The organism is Roseateles sp. GW821-FHT02E12, from assembly GCF_059421665.1.
Window position 1 is genome coordinate 1,020,019 of sequence record NZ_JBWKVK010000002.1, and the last position, 14,571, is coordinate 1,034,589.

Consider the following 14,571-nt stretch of genomic DNA (forward strand, 5'->3'; position numbering starts at 1 on the left):
GTCAGCCAGCATGCTGCGTAGCCCTTTCACCACGTCGGCCCCAGCAGCAGATACGCCGATGTCTCCCCACCCCGCGTCGTCCCCAGTGCCAGGAAGAACGGCCCGAAGCGCGTGTCCACGCTCAGGAAGCCGCTGGCAGCCTGCTTCCAGCCGCTGCGAGGGACATTGGAGAACTTCAGCCCCTCGCCGGCGCCGACCGCGCCTGCCTCCAGCGAGAAGCCCACGCGCACCGCGCCGCCCAGGCCCACGGGCATCTGGCCGATGCGCCGCGCCATGACGATGCGGGTCAGCACCATGTTCTCTCCCAGCAGCGAGCCGTCCGGCGTGCCGGACAGGCGCAGATAGCCGCCGAGCGACCGCGCCTGGCCGCGTTCGGCGTGGGCGAACTCGCCGTAGAGCTGGCCGGCCCATTCGCCGAGGCGGAAGGCCGCCAGGCCCAGCAGCGACGCGTTGATGACGCTGGACTCGCCGCGCGGATGCAGCCATTCGATGCGCGCCGTCGTCCACTGGCCGCGGCTGGGGAAGGCCAGCGAGTCCAGCGAATCCGTGTGCAGTTCCAGGTATTGCTGGGCATAGCTCTGCGAGCGCCGGCCACCCTCGGGCACGACGGGCAGCACAACCTCGTCGCTGGCGCGCAGCCGGCCGATGCCGAGCCGCAGGTCGCCCAGGCCGGCGACGCGGTGGCCGAGTTCGAGCTGGGCGCTGGTCAGGCTGCTGGACAGGCGCAGTGCGCGCTGGCCCTGGTCGAAGACGTCGTTGCTGCCAGCCGTGTAAGCGAGCTTGGCGCTGGCGAACCAGCGTGAGCCCGGGCCCAGCGGCTGGTAGAACTCGGTGTTGAGGCCGCGCGTGGAGCCGATGCGGGCCACCGAGCGCAGCTCGGCGCCCCACGGGTTGAGCCAGTTGGCCACGTGCATGGCCACCAGCGAGTAGCTGCTGGCGTCGGCGAAGTTGCTGTAGAGCTCCAGGCCAAGGCGCAGGCGGCTGGCCGCCCAGTCCGCTTCGGTGAGCTTGAACTCGACGCTGCGTTTGCCGTCGCGATCGTCGACGTCGGTCTCGATGCGTTCGAAGTCGCCCAAGCCGTCGAGGCGCTCGACGGCGCGGTTCAGTTCAGCGCGGCCGATGGGGGCGCCAGGCTGCAGTGCCAGCTCGGCGCGCAGTGCCTCTGCGTTGATACGGCGGGGTCCGCTGAACTTCAGTTCAACCAGTGGCAGGGCGCCCTGTGCGGCTTCGGGCACGCCCAGCCGGCGTGCTTGCAGTGCGGCCGCGTCGCTGGGCGACGCCAGGGCGGCCAGGCGCTCGCCAGCGGCCAGTGCGGCACGCCGGCCGGTGGCCATGGCTTCGTCTGCACGGTAGAAGTCCATGAAGCCCATGCCGCCGAGGTCGGGGTCGATGACGACGTCCTGGGCCTTGAGCTCGCGCAGCGAGCGCTGCACGTTCTGCTCGGTCAGGATCTGCAGCATCTGGTTGGCCACCATGACCGCGCTGGTGATCTCGCGCTCTTCCAGCAGCGGCGTGCCGACGTTGACGGCGATGACGATGTCCGCACCGAGCTGGCGCGCGAGGTCGATGGGCAGGTTGCGCACCAGACCGCCGTCCACCCTTGGGCGGCCGTTGACGCGCAGCGGCGCGAACACGCCGGGCACGGCCATGGAGGCGCGCAGGGCCTCGAAGAGCGGCGTGTCGGCCTGGTCCAGCATGGCGCCTGACAGCAGGTCGGTTGCCACGGCGCGGAATGGGATGGGCAGCTTGCGCAGCGGGTCGTCGGTGCGGGTGGCGGGCAGCAGGGAGGACAGCGTCGCTTCCAACTGGCCATTGCCGGCGGCGCCGCCAGGCAGCATGGCGCCGCGCTCCAGCGTGAAGCCGAACTCGATGCGCGAAGGCAGGCGCTCGTCGTCCTCGCGGCGGCGGATGGCCAGGCGGTCGCGCGCCGGTCGGTCGGCCAGGATGGCGTTCCAGTTGGCACTCCTCACCAGCGTCTCCAGCTCATCGAGGCTGCGCCCGGAGGCGTAGGCCCCGCCAACGACGGCGCCCATGCTGGTGCCGACGATGAGGTCCACCGGCACCTGCATCTCCTCCAGCACGCGCAGCACGCCGATGTGCGCGAGGCCCCGGGCGCCGCCGCCAGAGAGGACAAGGCCGATCTTGGGGCGGGGCGCCTGGGCGACGGCGACTTGGGCGATGGCCAGCAGGCAGAGGAGGGCAAGGCGTTTCATGGCGGGCCGCACCATAGCAGGCGGCGACAATGTCGGCATGACTCTTCCCGCTCTCACCGCACTGAGGATTGGCGAAGGCTGGGACACCCACCAGCTCGTCACCGGCCGCCCGCTCATCCTTGGTGGCATCACCATCCCGCACACGCATGGGCTGCTCGGCCATTCGGACGCCGACGCGCTGGCGCACGCCATTACCGATGCGCTGCTCGGCGCCGCGGCCCTGGGCGACATCGGCAAGCTCTTTCCCGACACCGCCACCGAATTCAAGGGTGCGGACTCGATGGTGCTGCTGGCCGAGGCCTACCGGCGCGTGCGCGAGGCGGGCTGGCAGCTCGTCAACCTGGACACGACCATCGTGGCCCAGGCGCCCAAGATGGCGCCCCACATCCTGGCCATGCGCGCGCGCCTGGCCGAGGTGCTGGGCGTGGACGTGGGCCAGGTCAACGTGAAGGCCAAGACGGCCGAGAAGATGGGCCCGGTGGGTGAGGGCCGCGCCATCGAGGCGAGGGCGGTTTGCCTGCTGGCCGGAGCGGCCTGAGTCAGCGCACGCCGAACTCCGCCAGCTCGCCGTTGCGGCGCAACTGCTCGATGCCCTCATGCAGGCGTTCGACGACCGCCGCTGGCGTTGCCGCATGGCAGGCGATATGGAGGTCGAGCCGGCCGAAGCTGTAGAGCAGGCGCGGCACGGGCCCGTTGCTGGCCTTGATGATGAAACGGGTCGGCAGGTCGCTGCCCAGCCAGAAGTCGACGCGCCCGGCATGCAGGATGCGCAGGCCGGTGGTCACGTCGTTGACCTCGTAGCCCGCCAGCTCGTGTTCCTTGAGCCAAGTGGCCGGGATCGACTCGCGCAGCACGGCGGTGCTCGTGCCCCGCATGTCTTGCGGGCCGTCGACGCGGCGCGTCTCGTTGGCGCGCCCGTAAACCGCGAAGGTGCTGGTGGCCCAAGGCCCGGCCCAGCGGAACTGAGCCTCGCGCTCCGGTGTGCGCGGCATGGCGACGAGGCAGGTGCCGGGCTTTTGCGGCATGGTCTGCAGCGCTCGCGCGATCGGCATGACCTGCACGTTCAGCTGCACGCCGCTGGTTGCCCGCAGCCGTGTCAGCAAGACCGCACCGGCGCCACCGACACGGCCGTCGGTAATCTCGAAGATGCCGGAATTCGGGTAGATCAGCATGTCCACCGCTGGAGCCTGGGCCTGCGCTGCGGCGGCGAAGCTCAGCAGCAGTGGAAGCAGCTCGATGCGTGGCATGGCGGTAGATTAGGGCTTGTCGTGCCCCCGGGATAGGAACTTCTCGCCGGGTCAGGCTGCCTGCGGCCTTCGCACGCCATTCAGCCCACCGCCCCGGGGCCACGTATTGACGGGCCTTAGCGCACGCCGAAGGGCACCAGTTCGCCATCGCGGCGCATCTGCTCCGTCGCGGCACGCAGTTTGTCCAGCGTCGCGGGTGCGGTCTGGTGGTTGCAGGCGAGGTAGGCCTCGACTCGGCCGAAGTTCTGCAGCGCCCGCGCGGGCTCTTCGCCCAGGCCGCGGAAGGTGTGCTGAGCCAGCAATTCGTTGGCCAGCCAGTAGTCCACCCGCTTGGCCTGCAGCATGCGCAGGCCGGTGACCGAGTCGCGCACCTCCTGCACCTTCAGTTCGCGCGCGTGCAACCAGGCAGCGGGCAGTGACTCGCGCTGTGCGGCGATGACGGCGTCTTGCAGATCGGCGACGCCGGTGACGATGCGGGTCTCGTCGCGCCGGCCATAAAGCATCAGCGAGCTGCTGGCCAGCAGGCCGGCCCAGCGCGTCGTGGCCTCGCGTTCGGGTGAGCGTGGCACGCCGGCAGCGCAGCTGTCGGGCTGCTGTGACAGGGTTTGCAAGACGCGGACGACGGGCATCACGCGCACCCGCAACTCCACCCCGCTGACCTCGCCGATGCGTGCCACGAGCTTGCCGCCCGGGCCCGACACCTTGCCGTCTGGGCCGACCTCGAACAGGCCGGGATTGGGGAACACCAGCATGTCCACCGCCTGGGCCTGCACGGTGGTGCTGAGCACCAGCAGTAGCGAAAGCAGGGCGGCCCTGGACATGGCCGGCAGATTAGCTCAGGCCGCCTGCAGCTTCAGCACGGTGATGAGGCCGCCACCCTCGGCATTGCTGATGGACAGCGTGCCGCCCAGGCGCTGCACCGATTTCTCGACGATGGCCAGGCCCAGGCCGGCGCCGCTGGCTGCGGTGCGCGCGGCGTCGCCGCGGTAGAACGGCACGGTGAGGCGCTGCAGGCGGTCAGGCGGCACGCCGGGGCCGTGGTCGCGCACGCGCAGTTCCACCCAGGAGCCCTGGCGCCCGGCGCTCACGTCCACACGCGCTGGCTCGCCTTCCACGTGGCCGTAACGACGCGCGTTCTCGAACAGGTTGAGCAGCACGCGGCCCAACTCGGTGTCGTCGACGAAGACCTTGAGCGCCGAACTGACCTGCACGCGGAAGCGGATCTGGTCGGGGTCGCGGAAGCCCTGCACCTCGCGCTCGACGATGTCCACCAGCTTGGTCTCGCGCAGTTGGGTCTCGTTGGGCCGCGCGTAGTCCATGAACTTGCTGATGATGGCGTCGAGCTGGTCGATGTCCTGCGCCATGAAGTGACGTGCCTGTTCGTCATTGACGCTCATCTCGGTTTCCAGCCGCAACCGCGCCAGCGGTGTGCGCAGGTCGTGCGAGATGCCGGCGAGCATGACGGCGCGGTCCTCTTCCAGCTTGGCCAGTTCGCGTGCCATGCGGTTGAACCCCATGTTGACCTCGCGGATCTCGCTGGTCATCGTGTTCTCGTCCAGGCGCGAGTCGTACTCGCCATCGCGGATGCGGCCGGCCGCTTCGGCCAGCTCACGCAGCGGCTGGTTGATGAGGCTGGCGATGAGCGCCGAGCCCACGACGGTGGCCAGCAACGCGATCACCACCCACCACCAATTGCTGGCCAGCGAGATGGAGACCGGTGTTGCGCTGGTGCGCAGCCAGAAGGCGTCCTCGCCGACGATGTAGCGCACCCACAGGCCGGAAACGTCATTGACGCTACGCGCGATGACGGTGTCCGGCCCCAGCGTCTGGCTCAGTTCGGCAGCCAGCTTCTTGGCGAAGGGGTTGGTGTCGTAGGGCAGCCAGCGGTCGCTGGTTTCGGCCACGCGCACCTGCACCGTGTCGCCGCGTGACATCGAGCTGATGACGGCAACGCGGTTGATCGGATCGGTGTGCTCCAGCGCGATGCGGCTGAGCTTGACGAGGCCCGCCAACTGCTCGGCCGACTCCAATGCGCGCGGCTCGGCTTCCAGCAGCTTGAAGGTGTATTGCCAGGCCAGCACTGCGCCGGCCAGCAGCAGGGCCAGCCAGGCGAAGGTGCGCCAGAAGAGGTTGAGCGCGAGGTGAGGACGGGCCATGCCTGCCTAGTCAGTTGGGTACAGAACGCGTGCCGCGCTCGGGTGGTCTGCCCCGCAAAGTTATCAGCTTTTCCTAGGCGTTCTCATCGGGCACGAACACATAGCCCACGCCCCACACCGTCTGGATATACCGCGGCTGGGCCGGGTCGGCTTCCAGCATCTTGCGCAGGCGCGAGATCTGTACGTCCAGGCTGCGGTCGAAGGGCTCGAACTCGCGGCCGCGGGCCAGCTGGGCCAGCTTGTCTCGGCTGAGAGGCTGGCGCGGGTGGCGCACCAGGGTCTTGAGCATGGAGAACTCGCCGGTCGTCAGCGGCAGCTGCTCGCCGTTCTTGGTCAGGCGTCGCAGCGCCAGGTCGAACTCGAAGGGGCCGAAGGTCACCGTCATCGGCTCCTTGCTCGGCGCGCCCGGGGCTTCCGGCGGCGGGCGGCGGCGCAGCACGGCGTTGATGCGGGCCAGCAGTTCACGCGGGTTGAAGGGCTTGGCCAGATAGTCGTCCGCGCCCACCTCCAGGCCGACGATGCGGTCCACGTCCTCGACCTTGGCCGTCAGCATGATGATCGGCGTGCTGTCGTTGGCGGCGCGCAGGCGGCGGCAGATGGTCAGGCCGTCTTCGCCGGGCAGCATCAAGTCCAGCACGATCAGGTCGACCGTCTCGCGGGTCAGCTGCTTGTTCAGCGCGCGGCTGTCTTCTGCCAGCAGCACTTCAAAGCCTTCCTGGGTGAGGTAGCGCCGGAGCAGGTCTCGGATGCGGGCGTCGTCGTCGACAACGAGGATTCGGTTCTGGCGGGGTGTCGCGCTGCTGTTCATCGCGGTTCCTGAATTTGTAACAGCGCCATTGTGAGCAGGTTTGAAACCCGACTTTGTAGGACGAGACGCAGCAGTTACAGCTCGTTGCCAACTCCCCCGGGTAAGCTGGGCTTTCCCTCCTTGCAACGAGAGTTTCTTATGCGTGAAGTCCTTGTCCTGTCTGCTCTCGCCCTGGCGCTGTCTGCCCATGCCGCCGCCGACGTGCCGCGCGAACGCCTCAGCCTGTCGGCCAGCGCGAGCGCCGAGGTCGTGCGCGATGTGCTTGGCGTCAGCTTCTCGACGACGCGGGAGGGCCCGGAGGCGGCCGCCGTGCAAACGGCCCTGAAGCAGGCCCTGGATGCGGCGCTGGCCGAGGCGCGCAAGGTGGCCAAGCCGGGCCAGGTCGATGTGCAGACGGGCGGCTTCTCGCTCTACCCGCGTAATGACCCCAAGACCGGCAAGATCAATGGCTGGCAGGGTAGTGCGGAACTGCTGGTGGAAGGACGCGACGCTGCGGCCATCGCCCAGCTGACCGGGCGCATCAGCACGCTGACCATCGCCCGCGTGGGCTACAGCCTGTCGCGCGAGGCGCGCGAGAAGGCCGAGGCCGACATCACCGCCCAGGCCATCGCCCGCTACCGCGCCAAGGCGGCCGACTATGCGCGCCAGTTCGGCTACGGCAGCTATGTCGTCGGCGAGGTTGGCATCAACAGCGACGAGGCGGCACCGCGGCCGATGATGATGAAGGCGATGCGCATGGGCGTCGCCGGGGCGGACGAGTCCCTGCCGACCGAGGCCGGCAAGGCCACGGTGACGGTGAACGTCAGCGGCTCGGTTCAGCTCACGAAGTAGGGCCGTTCAAACCGCGGTCCAGCCGCCATCCATCGCCCAGGCCTGCCCGCGCACGTTGATGGCTGCGTCGGAGCACAGGAAGACGGTCAGTTCGCCGAGTTCGTCCGGCGTCGTGAACTGCAGCGAGGGTTGCTTCTCGGCCAGCAGGCGGCGTTTGGCTTCGTCGTTGCTGACGCCATCTTTCGCGGCCAGCGCGTCGACCTGCTTCTGCACCAGCGGCGTCAGCACCCAGCCTGGGCAGATGGCGTTGACGGTGACCGGCACCGTCGCCGTCTCGAGCGCAATGCTTTTCGTGAAGCCGACCAGGCCGTGCTTGGCGGCCACGTAGGCCGACTTCTGCGCCGACGCGACGAGGCCATGCGCCGATGCGACGTTGACAATGCGGCCCCAGTTCTTCTTGAGCATGCCGGGCAGGGCGAGGCGGGTCGTGTGGAAAGCCGAGCTGAGGTTGATGGCGATGATGGCGTCCCACTTCTCGACGGGGAAGTCCTGCACCGGCGCCACATGCTGGATGCCGGCGTTGTTGACCAGGATGTCGATGCCGCCGAACTCGGCCTCGGCATAGGCCACCATGGCCGCAATCTCGGCCGGCTTGCTCATGTCGGCACCGTGGTAGCCGACCTTCACGCCGAGGGCCGCGACCTCTGCCTTGGGTCCGTCGACGTCGCCGAAGCCGTTGAGGATGAGGTTGGCGCCCTGGCGTGCCAGCGCCAGCGCCACGCCCAGGCCGATGCCACTGGTGGAGCCGGTGACGAGGGCGGTCTTGCCTTTCAACATGGTGGGTCCTTCTTGGTTGCTAGGATGACTCAAAGGATTGCATCATGACCCAGCCCCGACTGAGCTTCGTCAATTGCCTGGACACGACCGGCCTGCACCGCATGGCTTACTGGGAGTGGGCCGGGCCGAGCGCGGACGCGCCGGTGCTGGTCTGCGTGCACGGCCTGTCGCGCCAGGGGCGGGACTTCGATGCGCTGGCCCGCGTGATGACCGAGCGATACCGGGTCATCTGCCCCGACGTCGTCGGCCGCGGCCGCTCCGACTGGCTGCGCCAGCCGGCCGGCTACCAGATCCCCGGCTATGTGTCCGACATGGTGGCGCTGCTGGCGCGGCTGGACGTGGAGCAGGTGGACTGGGTCGGCACGTCCATGGGCGGGCTCATCGGCCTGGGCCTGGCCTCGCTGCCGCGGCCCGACGGCGTGGCCAGCCCGATTCGCCGCCTCGTGCTGAACGACGTGGGCCCGGCGATCCGCTTCGAGGCCCTGCAGCGCATCGGCAGCTATCTCGGCAAGGCGCCGCGCTTTGCGTCGCCGGGGGAGGGCGCGGCGTATCTGCGCAGCATCTCCGAGGGCTTCGGCCCGCATACCGACGCGGAATGGCTGGCGTTGTCCGAGCCCTTGTTCCGCCAGGAAGGCGGCGAGTGGAAGTTGCACTACGACCCCGCCATCGCGCTGCCCTTTACGGCCGTGACGCCCGAGCTCGTCGCCGCCGGCGAGGCCGCGCTGTGGGCCGCCTATGACCAGCTGCGCTGCCCGACGCTGCTGATCCGCGGCGCGGAGTCCGACCTGCTGAGCGCCGAGACTGCACGCACCATGACCCAGCGAGGCCCGAATGCCCGCCTTGTCGAGCTGCCCGGCATTGGCCATGCGCCAACCTTGATCCACGACGACCAGATCTCCATCGTGAGGGACTTTCTCAGTTCATGAAGACCGGCTTGATGGCCGAGGGCGCGGCCACCGCGCCCATCGTCGCGCTGCTGGACGCCGGCGCGGGGCATTCCAACGTCGAGGTGGTTCGTGCCCGCGCCTTTGCCGAGCCCTTGTTGGGCGGCGAGTTGCTCGACACCGGCGAGAACGCGCTCGCCCATGCCGATGGCGTGGCCACCATCCTGCAGAGCGTTGGCGCCGCCCAGGAATTGCAGGCCGCGGCGTATCTCGTCTACGCGGCTGACTTCCTCAACAAGCCCGAGGAGGTGGTGGCCAAGGCCTTTGGTGACAGCTACGCCAGCCTCGTCACGCACACGCGCCGCCTCGTGCAGCTGCAGCGCGCTGCACGCGACGCCAAGGTCCAGACCGACCGGCGGGCAGACGTGCGTGCCGAGCAAGCCGAGCGCGTGCGCAAGATGCTGCTGGCCTTCTCGCGCGACCTGCGCGTTGTGCTGCTGCGCCTGGCTTCGCGGTTGCAGACGCTGCGCTGGTACGCCGCCAGCAAGCTGGCCTGCCCGGGCGAGCTGGCGGACGAATCCCAGACCGTGTTCGCGCCGCTGGCCAACCGGCTGGGCATCTGGCAGATCAAGTGGGAGCTGGAGGACCTGGCCTTTCGCTTCCGCGAACCCGAGACCTACAAGACGCTGGCCAAGGGCCTGCTGGAGACCCGCGTTGAGCGCGAGCAGCGCGTCGAGGCCGCACGCGCCGCGCTGCAGGCCGACCTCTATGGCCAGGGCCTCGCCGCCGAGGTGCAGGGCCGGCCCAAGCATCTCTACAGTATCCACAAGAAGATGCAGGGCAAGGACCTGTCGCTGGACCGCGTCTTCGACCTGCGCGCGCTGCGCGTCATCGTCGCCAGCGTGTCCGACTGCTATGCGGCGCTGGCGCGCCTGCACGAGATCTACACCCCGGTGCCGGGCGAGTTCGACGACTACATCGCCAAGCCCAAGCCCAACGGCTACCAGTCGTTGCACACCGTCGTGCTCGGGGCTGACGGCCGGGCGATGGAGGTGCAGATCCGCACCCGCGAAATGCACGAGCATGCCGAGCACGGCGTGGCTGCACACTGGGCCTACAAGGAGGCCGGCGCGCGCGGCTATGCCGGTGTCAGCGCGGCCGGGGAGTTCGAGGAGCAGGTGGCCCGCGCGCGCAAGGCCGTGCTCAACCAGCTGCTGGCCTGGGAGCGCGATACGACGCAAACGGCCGAAGGCGCCCCGGCTTTCGACGACCGCATCTACGTCTTCACGCCCCAGGCCACCATCGTCGAGCTGGCTGCCGGTGCAACGCCGGTGGACTTCGCCTACGCGGTGCACACCGACCTCGGCCACCGCTGCCGCGGCGCCCGCATCGACGGGCAGATGCTGCCGCTGAACACGCAGCTGCAAAGCGGCCAGACGGTGGAGATCATTGCGGCCAAGGAGGGTGGGCCGTCGCTCGATTGGCTCAACGCCGAACTTGGCTACCTGCAGAGCCAGCGTTCGCGCGCCAAGGTGCGTGCCTGGTTCAACGCGCTGCAGCAGGCGCAGACGATCGCCAAGGGTCGCGAACTGGTCGAGAAGCTGCTGCAGCGTGAAGGCCGGACTGCTCTCAAGCTCGACGAACTCGCCGCGCGTCTGGGCTTCAAGGGGGCTGACGCGCTGTTCGAGGTGGTGGGCAAGGACGAGTACTCGCTGCGCAATATCGAGCTGCTGCTGCGCCCGCCCGAGCCCGTTGCCGACGAGAACGAGTTGCTGGCGCAGCGACACACACGCAGCGCCAGCAGCGGCGCGCGCAGCGGCGTGCTGGTCGTGGGCATCGACTCGCTGCTGACGACGCTATCGCGCTGCTGCCGGCCCGCACCGCCGGACGCCATCTCGGGCTTCGTCACGCGCGGCAAGGGCGTGGCCATCCATCGCGTCGACTGCAGCAACCTTGGGGAGATGAAGCGCCGCTCTCCGGAGCGCGTCATCGCGGTCGAATGGGGCGGTGGCGACGCTGTCGGCAAGGGTGCGCCGGTCTATCCGGTCGACGTGCTCGTCGAGGCCGGCGACCGCCAGGGTCTGCTGCGCGATGTGCTGGAGGTGTTCGCCAAGGAGAAGATGAACGTCGTCGCGGTCAACACGCAGTCGATGAAGCCTGGCGCCGTGAAGCCCAGGGCAGGTGGCGGCGACACGGCCTGGATGAGCTTCACGCTGGAGCTGTCCGACGCGTCCAAGCTGGCCAAGGTGCTGCGCGACTTGTGCGCCATCTCCGGCGTGCGTTCGGCACGTCGCAAGTGAACTCTAGCCAGCGCCATAAAAACCATGCTATAGTGCGCAGCTCTTCAGGCGCGTAGCTCAGTTGGTTAGAGCACCACCTTGACATGGTGGGGGTCGTTGGTTCGAATCCAATCGCGCCTACCAAATTTCTGAAGATTGGAAGCCCCCGAATCGCGAGATTCGGGGGCTTTTTCTTTGGTGCTCGCGTGGGCCTAGCCGCGCTTGGCGGTACGCCAGCGCCACAGACGCGGCAACACCAGCACGGCGCCCAGCAGCACGAGCAGGCCCAGCGACAGCGGTCGCTCGACGAACACGCCCCAGTGGCCGCTACCGATGGACAGGGCATTGCGCCCCTGCGCCTCGGCCAGGGGGCCCAGGATCATGCCGACGACGACGGGTGCGGTCGGGAAGTCGAAGCGGCGCATGACGACGCCCATCAGGCCCAGGCCCAGCATCAGGAACAGGTCGAAGGCGCTCTGGCGCATGCCGTAGACGCCGACCGTCGCGAAGATCAAGATGCCGGCGTACAGCTGCGGCTTGGGAATCTTCAGCAGCTTCACCCACAGGCCCACCAGCGGCAGGTTCAGCACCAGCAGCATCACGTTGCCGATGTAGAGCGAGGCGATCAGCGCCCAGACCAGCGTCGACGAAGTCGTGAACAGTTGCGGGCCGGCCTGGATGCCGTAGTTCTGCAAGGCGCTGAGCAGGATGGCCGCGGTGACCGATGTCGGGATGCCCAGGGTCAGCAGGGGCACCAAGGTGGCTGTCACCGCGGCGTTGTTGGCGGCCTCGGGGCCGGCCACGCCCTCGATGGCACCCGTGGTGCCGAACTCTTCCGGGTGCTTGCTCAGCTTGCGTTCGGTGGCGTAGCTGAGGAAGGTCGGGATCTCGGAGCCGCCCGCAGGAATGGTGCCGAAGGGGAAGCCGATGAAGGTGCCGCGCAGCCAGGCGGGCCAGGAGCGTTTCCACTCGGTGCCCGTCATGTGCACGCTGCCGAGCTTGTTCAGATCCTGCGTGCTGCGGCCTTCGTAGAGCGCCATGTAGAGCGTCTCGCCCACGGCGAACAAGCCGACCGCGACGAGCACGGTCTCGATGCCGTCCATGAACTCTGGCACGCCGGCCGTGTAGCGCACCTGGCCGGTGATCTGGTCCAGCCCGATCAGACCGAGCGCCAGGCCGATGAAGAGCGATGTCATGCCGCGCAGCGTGCTCTTGCCCAGCACGGCGCTGACCGTCGTGAAGGCCAGCAGCATCAGCAGGAAGTACTCGGGGGGGCCGAGCGTGATGGCGAAGTCAGCGACGACCGGCGCGAACAGCGTGACCAGCACGGTCGCGATGGTGCCGGCCACGAACGAGCCGATGGCCGACGTGGCCAGCGCCGCACCGGCGCGCCCGTTCTTGGCCATCTTGAAGCCCTCCAGCGCGGTCACCATCGTGCCGGTTTCGCCCGGGGTGTTGAGCAGGATGGAGGTCGTCGAGCCGCCGTACATCGCACCGTAGTAGATGCCGGCGAAGAAGATCATCGACGCGGTGGGCTCCACCTGCGACGTGATGGGCAGCAGCATGGCCACCGTCACCGCGGGGCCCAGGCCCGGCAGCACGCCGATGCCCGTGCCGATCACGCAGCCCAGGAAGGCCCACATCAGGTTGATGGGCGTGCCGGCCGTGGCAAAGCCGCCCAGCAGTTGGTTCCAGAGATCCATCATGTTGAGCAGTCCTCTACAGCCAGCCGCTGGCTGTCAGCCCGGGCAGATTGATGGCCAGCAGCTTGGTGAACATCCAGAACACCGGGGCCGAGATGGCAACGCCCGTGGCGAGGTCGACCAGGCTGCGGTGCAGGCCACCGCCGGGCTTGCCTTCGGCAACGCGGAGCCCACGTACCGCCAGCGCGAAGCACAACCCGCAGGACAGGATGAAGCCGATTGTCATGATCAGGCTCGCGTTGGCGACGATGCCGGCGATAACCCAGGCGACCGCATGCCAGTCACCGCGCGCGGCGCCCGAGGGCTCGTCCATCTCGCGGTAGCCGCCACTGCGTGCCTCCCAGACCAGCCAGCCGCCGCAGACCACCAGCACCACCGACACCAGCCAGGGCAGGGCGTTGGGCCCCACGCCGGCATAGCCTGCCTCTGCCGAGATGAAGGTTGCGCCGTAGGCCATCACGGCGCCGACCAGCAGGACGCCGACGCCCGCCAGGGACTGGCCAGTCAAAGGAGAGTTGTCGCTCATGGAGACATACCTCATATCAGGTGTTCAAACGCACGGGCCGAGCGCCGGGCCGCTCCCAAGCCGGCCGGTGGGCGATGTGTTCGCGGCTCAATGCAGCGGACATCGCCGTCCCCTCGGGGGACCGGCCGGCCTCGCCCGCGTTCAGCGCGGCGAGGCCGGACGAGGGGCTCAAATCATTCCGGACTTCACCATGATGGCGCGCAGCGCCGCGAACTCGCGGTCGACGAATTCGTCGAACTCGGGGCCGGCCAGCAGTGCCGGCGTCCAGCCGTTCTTCTCGATGGACTCCGCCCAGCTCTTGCTCTTGGTGGCCTGCACGACCATGTCGGTCAGGGCCTTGCGCTGCTCGGCGCTGATGCCGGGCGGCGCGTAGACGCCGCGCCAATTGCCGATCTCGACATTGATGCCCAGCTCCTTCAGCGTGGGTGCGTTCAGGCCCTTGATGCGTGTGGGCGACGTGACGGCGATGGCGCGCATCTTGCCGCTCTCCAGATAAGGCTGGAATTCGCTGAAGCCGCTTCCACCGACGGTCACGTTGCCGCCCAGGATGGCCGCCGTGGCCTCGCCGCCGCCGCGGAAGGGCACGTAGTTGATCTTGGCTGCATCCACGCCCACGTCGCGGGCGATCATGGCTGCGGCGATGTGCTCGGTGGCGCCGCGCGAGCCGCCGCCCCACTTGACGCTGCCGGCGTCCTTCTTCAGCTGATCGACGACATCCTTCATCGTCTTCAGTGGCGAGGCCGCATGCACGACGAAGACGTTGTACTCGCTGATCAGTCGCGCGATCGGCGTGGCCTGCGACAGGCTCACCGGCGGCTTGCCGGTGATGATGCCGCCCAGCATGACGGCGCCCATGACCAGCAGCGCATGCGGGTCGCCCTTGCTCGCGTTGACGAACTGGGCCAGGCCCAGGGCACCAGCCGCGCCGCCCTTGTTCTCGTATTGCACGGAGGATGCGAGGCCCGCGTCCTGCAGCGCCTTGCCGAAGGCGCGGCCCGTTGTGTCCCAGCCGCCGCCGGGGTTGGCGGGGATCATCATCTTGATGGGAACACCCGCCGCATCGGCGGCCAGCGGCCATGCGCCGGTGGCGGCCAAAGCCGCCAGGGACTTGAGGAAGGTATCGCGACGCATGCTTGTCTCCGTTGTC

At 68.6% G+C, this 14,571-nt stretch carries 13 protein-coding genes and 1 tRNA gene; 5 read left to right on the forward strand and 9 right to left on the reverse strand.

Features of this window, described 5'->3' with window-relative positions; translation table 11 throughout:
- Positions 1-26 precede the first annotated feature (26 nt).
- A complete protein-coding gene (locus AC07V5_RS15465) occupies positions 27-2,213 on the reverse strand; it encodes a patatin-like phospholipase family protein (RefSeq protein WP_495116564.1) in 2,187 nt (728 codons plus the stop codon).
- A 37-nt stretch (positions 2,214-2,250) separates the two neighbouring features.
- On the opposite strand from AC07V5_RS15465, the gene ispF reads away from it, so the two are divergent.
- Positions 2,251-2,751 (forward strand): 2-C-methyl-D-erythritol 2,4-cyclodiphosphate synthase, encoded by a 501-nt coding sequence (gene ispF, locus AC07V5_RS15470; RefSeq protein WP_495116565.1) that lies wholly within the window; start codon positions 2,251-2,253, stop codon positions 2,749-2,751.
- 1 nt (position 2,752) lies between these two features.
- On the opposite strand, the gene AC07V5_RS15475 is transcribed toward ispF, so the two are convergent.
- From AC07V5_RS15475 to ompR, 4 genes are all read right to left on the reverse strand, one after another.
- Positions 2,753-3,460, reverse strand: coding sequence for a substrate-binding periplasmic protein (locus AC07V5_RS15475; protein WP_495116566.1), 708 nt, complete (start codon positions 3,458-3,460; stop codon positions 2,753-2,755).
- Between the two features lie 116 nt (positions 3,461-3,576).
- Entirely contained in the window at positions 3,577-4,281 is a 705-nt protein-coding gene (locus AC07V5_RS15480; protein WP_495116567.1) for a substrate-binding periplasmic protein, read from the reverse strand.
- A gap of 15 nt (positions 4,282-4,296) precedes the next feature.
- The gene (locus AC07V5_RS15485) at positions 4,297-5,616 is read right to left on the reverse strand and encodes an ATP-binding protein (protein ID WP_495116568.1); all 1,320 of its coding nucleotides are present in this window, start codon (positions 5,614-5,616) and stop codon (positions 4,297-4,299) included.
- 73 nt (positions 5,617-5,689) lie between these two features.
- Positions 5,690-6,424, reverse strand: a complete 735-nt coding sequence (ompR, locus tag AC07V5_RS15490; RefSeq protein ID WP_495116569.1) for an osmolarity response regulator transcription factor OmpR — start codon at positions 6,422-6,424, stop codon at positions 5,690-5,692.
- A 138-nt stretch (positions 6,425-6,562) separates the two neighbouring features.
- Here ompR and AC07V5_RS15495 point away from each other — a divergent pair, with 138 nt between their 5' ends.
- Positions 6,563-7,255 (forward strand): SIMPL domain-containing protein, encoded by a 693-nt coding sequence (locus tag AC07V5_RS15495; RefSeq protein WP_495116570.1) that lies wholly within the window; start codon positions 6,563-6,565, stop codon positions 7,253-7,255.
- A 6-nt stretch (positions 7,256-7,261) separates the two neighbouring features.
- On the opposite strand, the gene AC07V5_RS15500 is transcribed toward AC07V5_RS15495, so the two are convergent.
- Positions 7,262-8,032, reverse strand: a complete 771-nt coding sequence (locus AC07V5_RS15500; protein WP_495116571.1) for a 3-hydroxybutyrate dehydrogenase — start codon at positions 8,030-8,032, stop codon at positions 7,262-7,264.
- Between the two features lie 44 nt (positions 8,033-8,076).
- On the opposite strand from AC07V5_RS15500, the gene AC07V5_RS15505 reads away from it, so the two are divergent.
- The 3 genes from AC07V5_RS15505 (at position 8,077) to AC07V5_RS15515 (ending at position 11,339) form a co-directional block, all read left to right on the forward strand.
- On the forward strand, positions 8,077-8,958 hold the full coding sequence (locus AC07V5_RS15505) for an alpha/beta fold hydrolase (RefSeq protein WP_495116572.1): 882 nt from the start codon (positions 8,077-8,079) through the stop codon (positions 8,956-8,958).
- On the forward strand, positions 8,955-11,216 hold the full coding sequence (locus tag AC07V5_RS15510; RefSeq protein ID WP_495116573.1) for a RelA/SpoT family protein: 2,262 nt from the start codon (positions 8,955-8,957) through the stop codon (positions 11,214-11,216). The genes AC07V5_RS15505 and AC07V5_RS15510 overlap by 4 nt, the downstream gene beginning before the upstream one ends.
- Before the next feature lie 46 nt (positions 11,217-11,262).
- A tRNA-Val gene (locus AC07V5_RS15515) sits at positions 11,263-11,339 on the forward strand.
- Between the two features lie 68 nt (positions 11,340-11,407).
- Here the strand turns inward: AC07V5_RS15515 and AC07V5_RS15520 are convergent.
- The 3 genes from AC07V5_RS15520 to AC07V5_RS15530 all read right to left on the reverse strand — a co-directional run bounded on the left by AC07V5_RS15520 (position 11,408) and on the right by AC07V5_RS15530 (position 14,555).
- Complete coding sequence (locus tag AC07V5_RS15520; RefSeq protein ID WP_495116574.1) at positions 11,408-12,901, reverse strand: tripartite tricarboxylate transporter permease; 1,494 nt, start codon at positions 12,899-12,901, stop codon at positions 11,408-11,410.
- Positions 12,902-12,914: 13 nt separating this feature from the next.
- Positions 12,915-13,424, reverse strand: coding sequence for a tripartite tricarboxylate transporter TctB family protein (locus AC07V5_RS15525; RefSeq protein ID WP_495116575.1), 510 nt, complete (start codon positions 13,422-13,424; stop codon positions 12,915-12,917).
- A gap of 168 nt (positions 13,425-13,592) precedes the next feature.
- Positions 13,593-14,555 carry a Bug family tripartite tricarboxylate transporter substrate binding protein gene (locus AC07V5_RS15530; protein WP_495116576.1) on the reverse strand — a complete coding sequence of 321 codons (963 nt, stop codon included), beginning with the start codon at positions 14,553-14,555 and terminating at the stop codon, positions 13,593-13,595.
- Between the last annotated feature and the right edge of the window lie 16 nt (positions 14,556-14,571).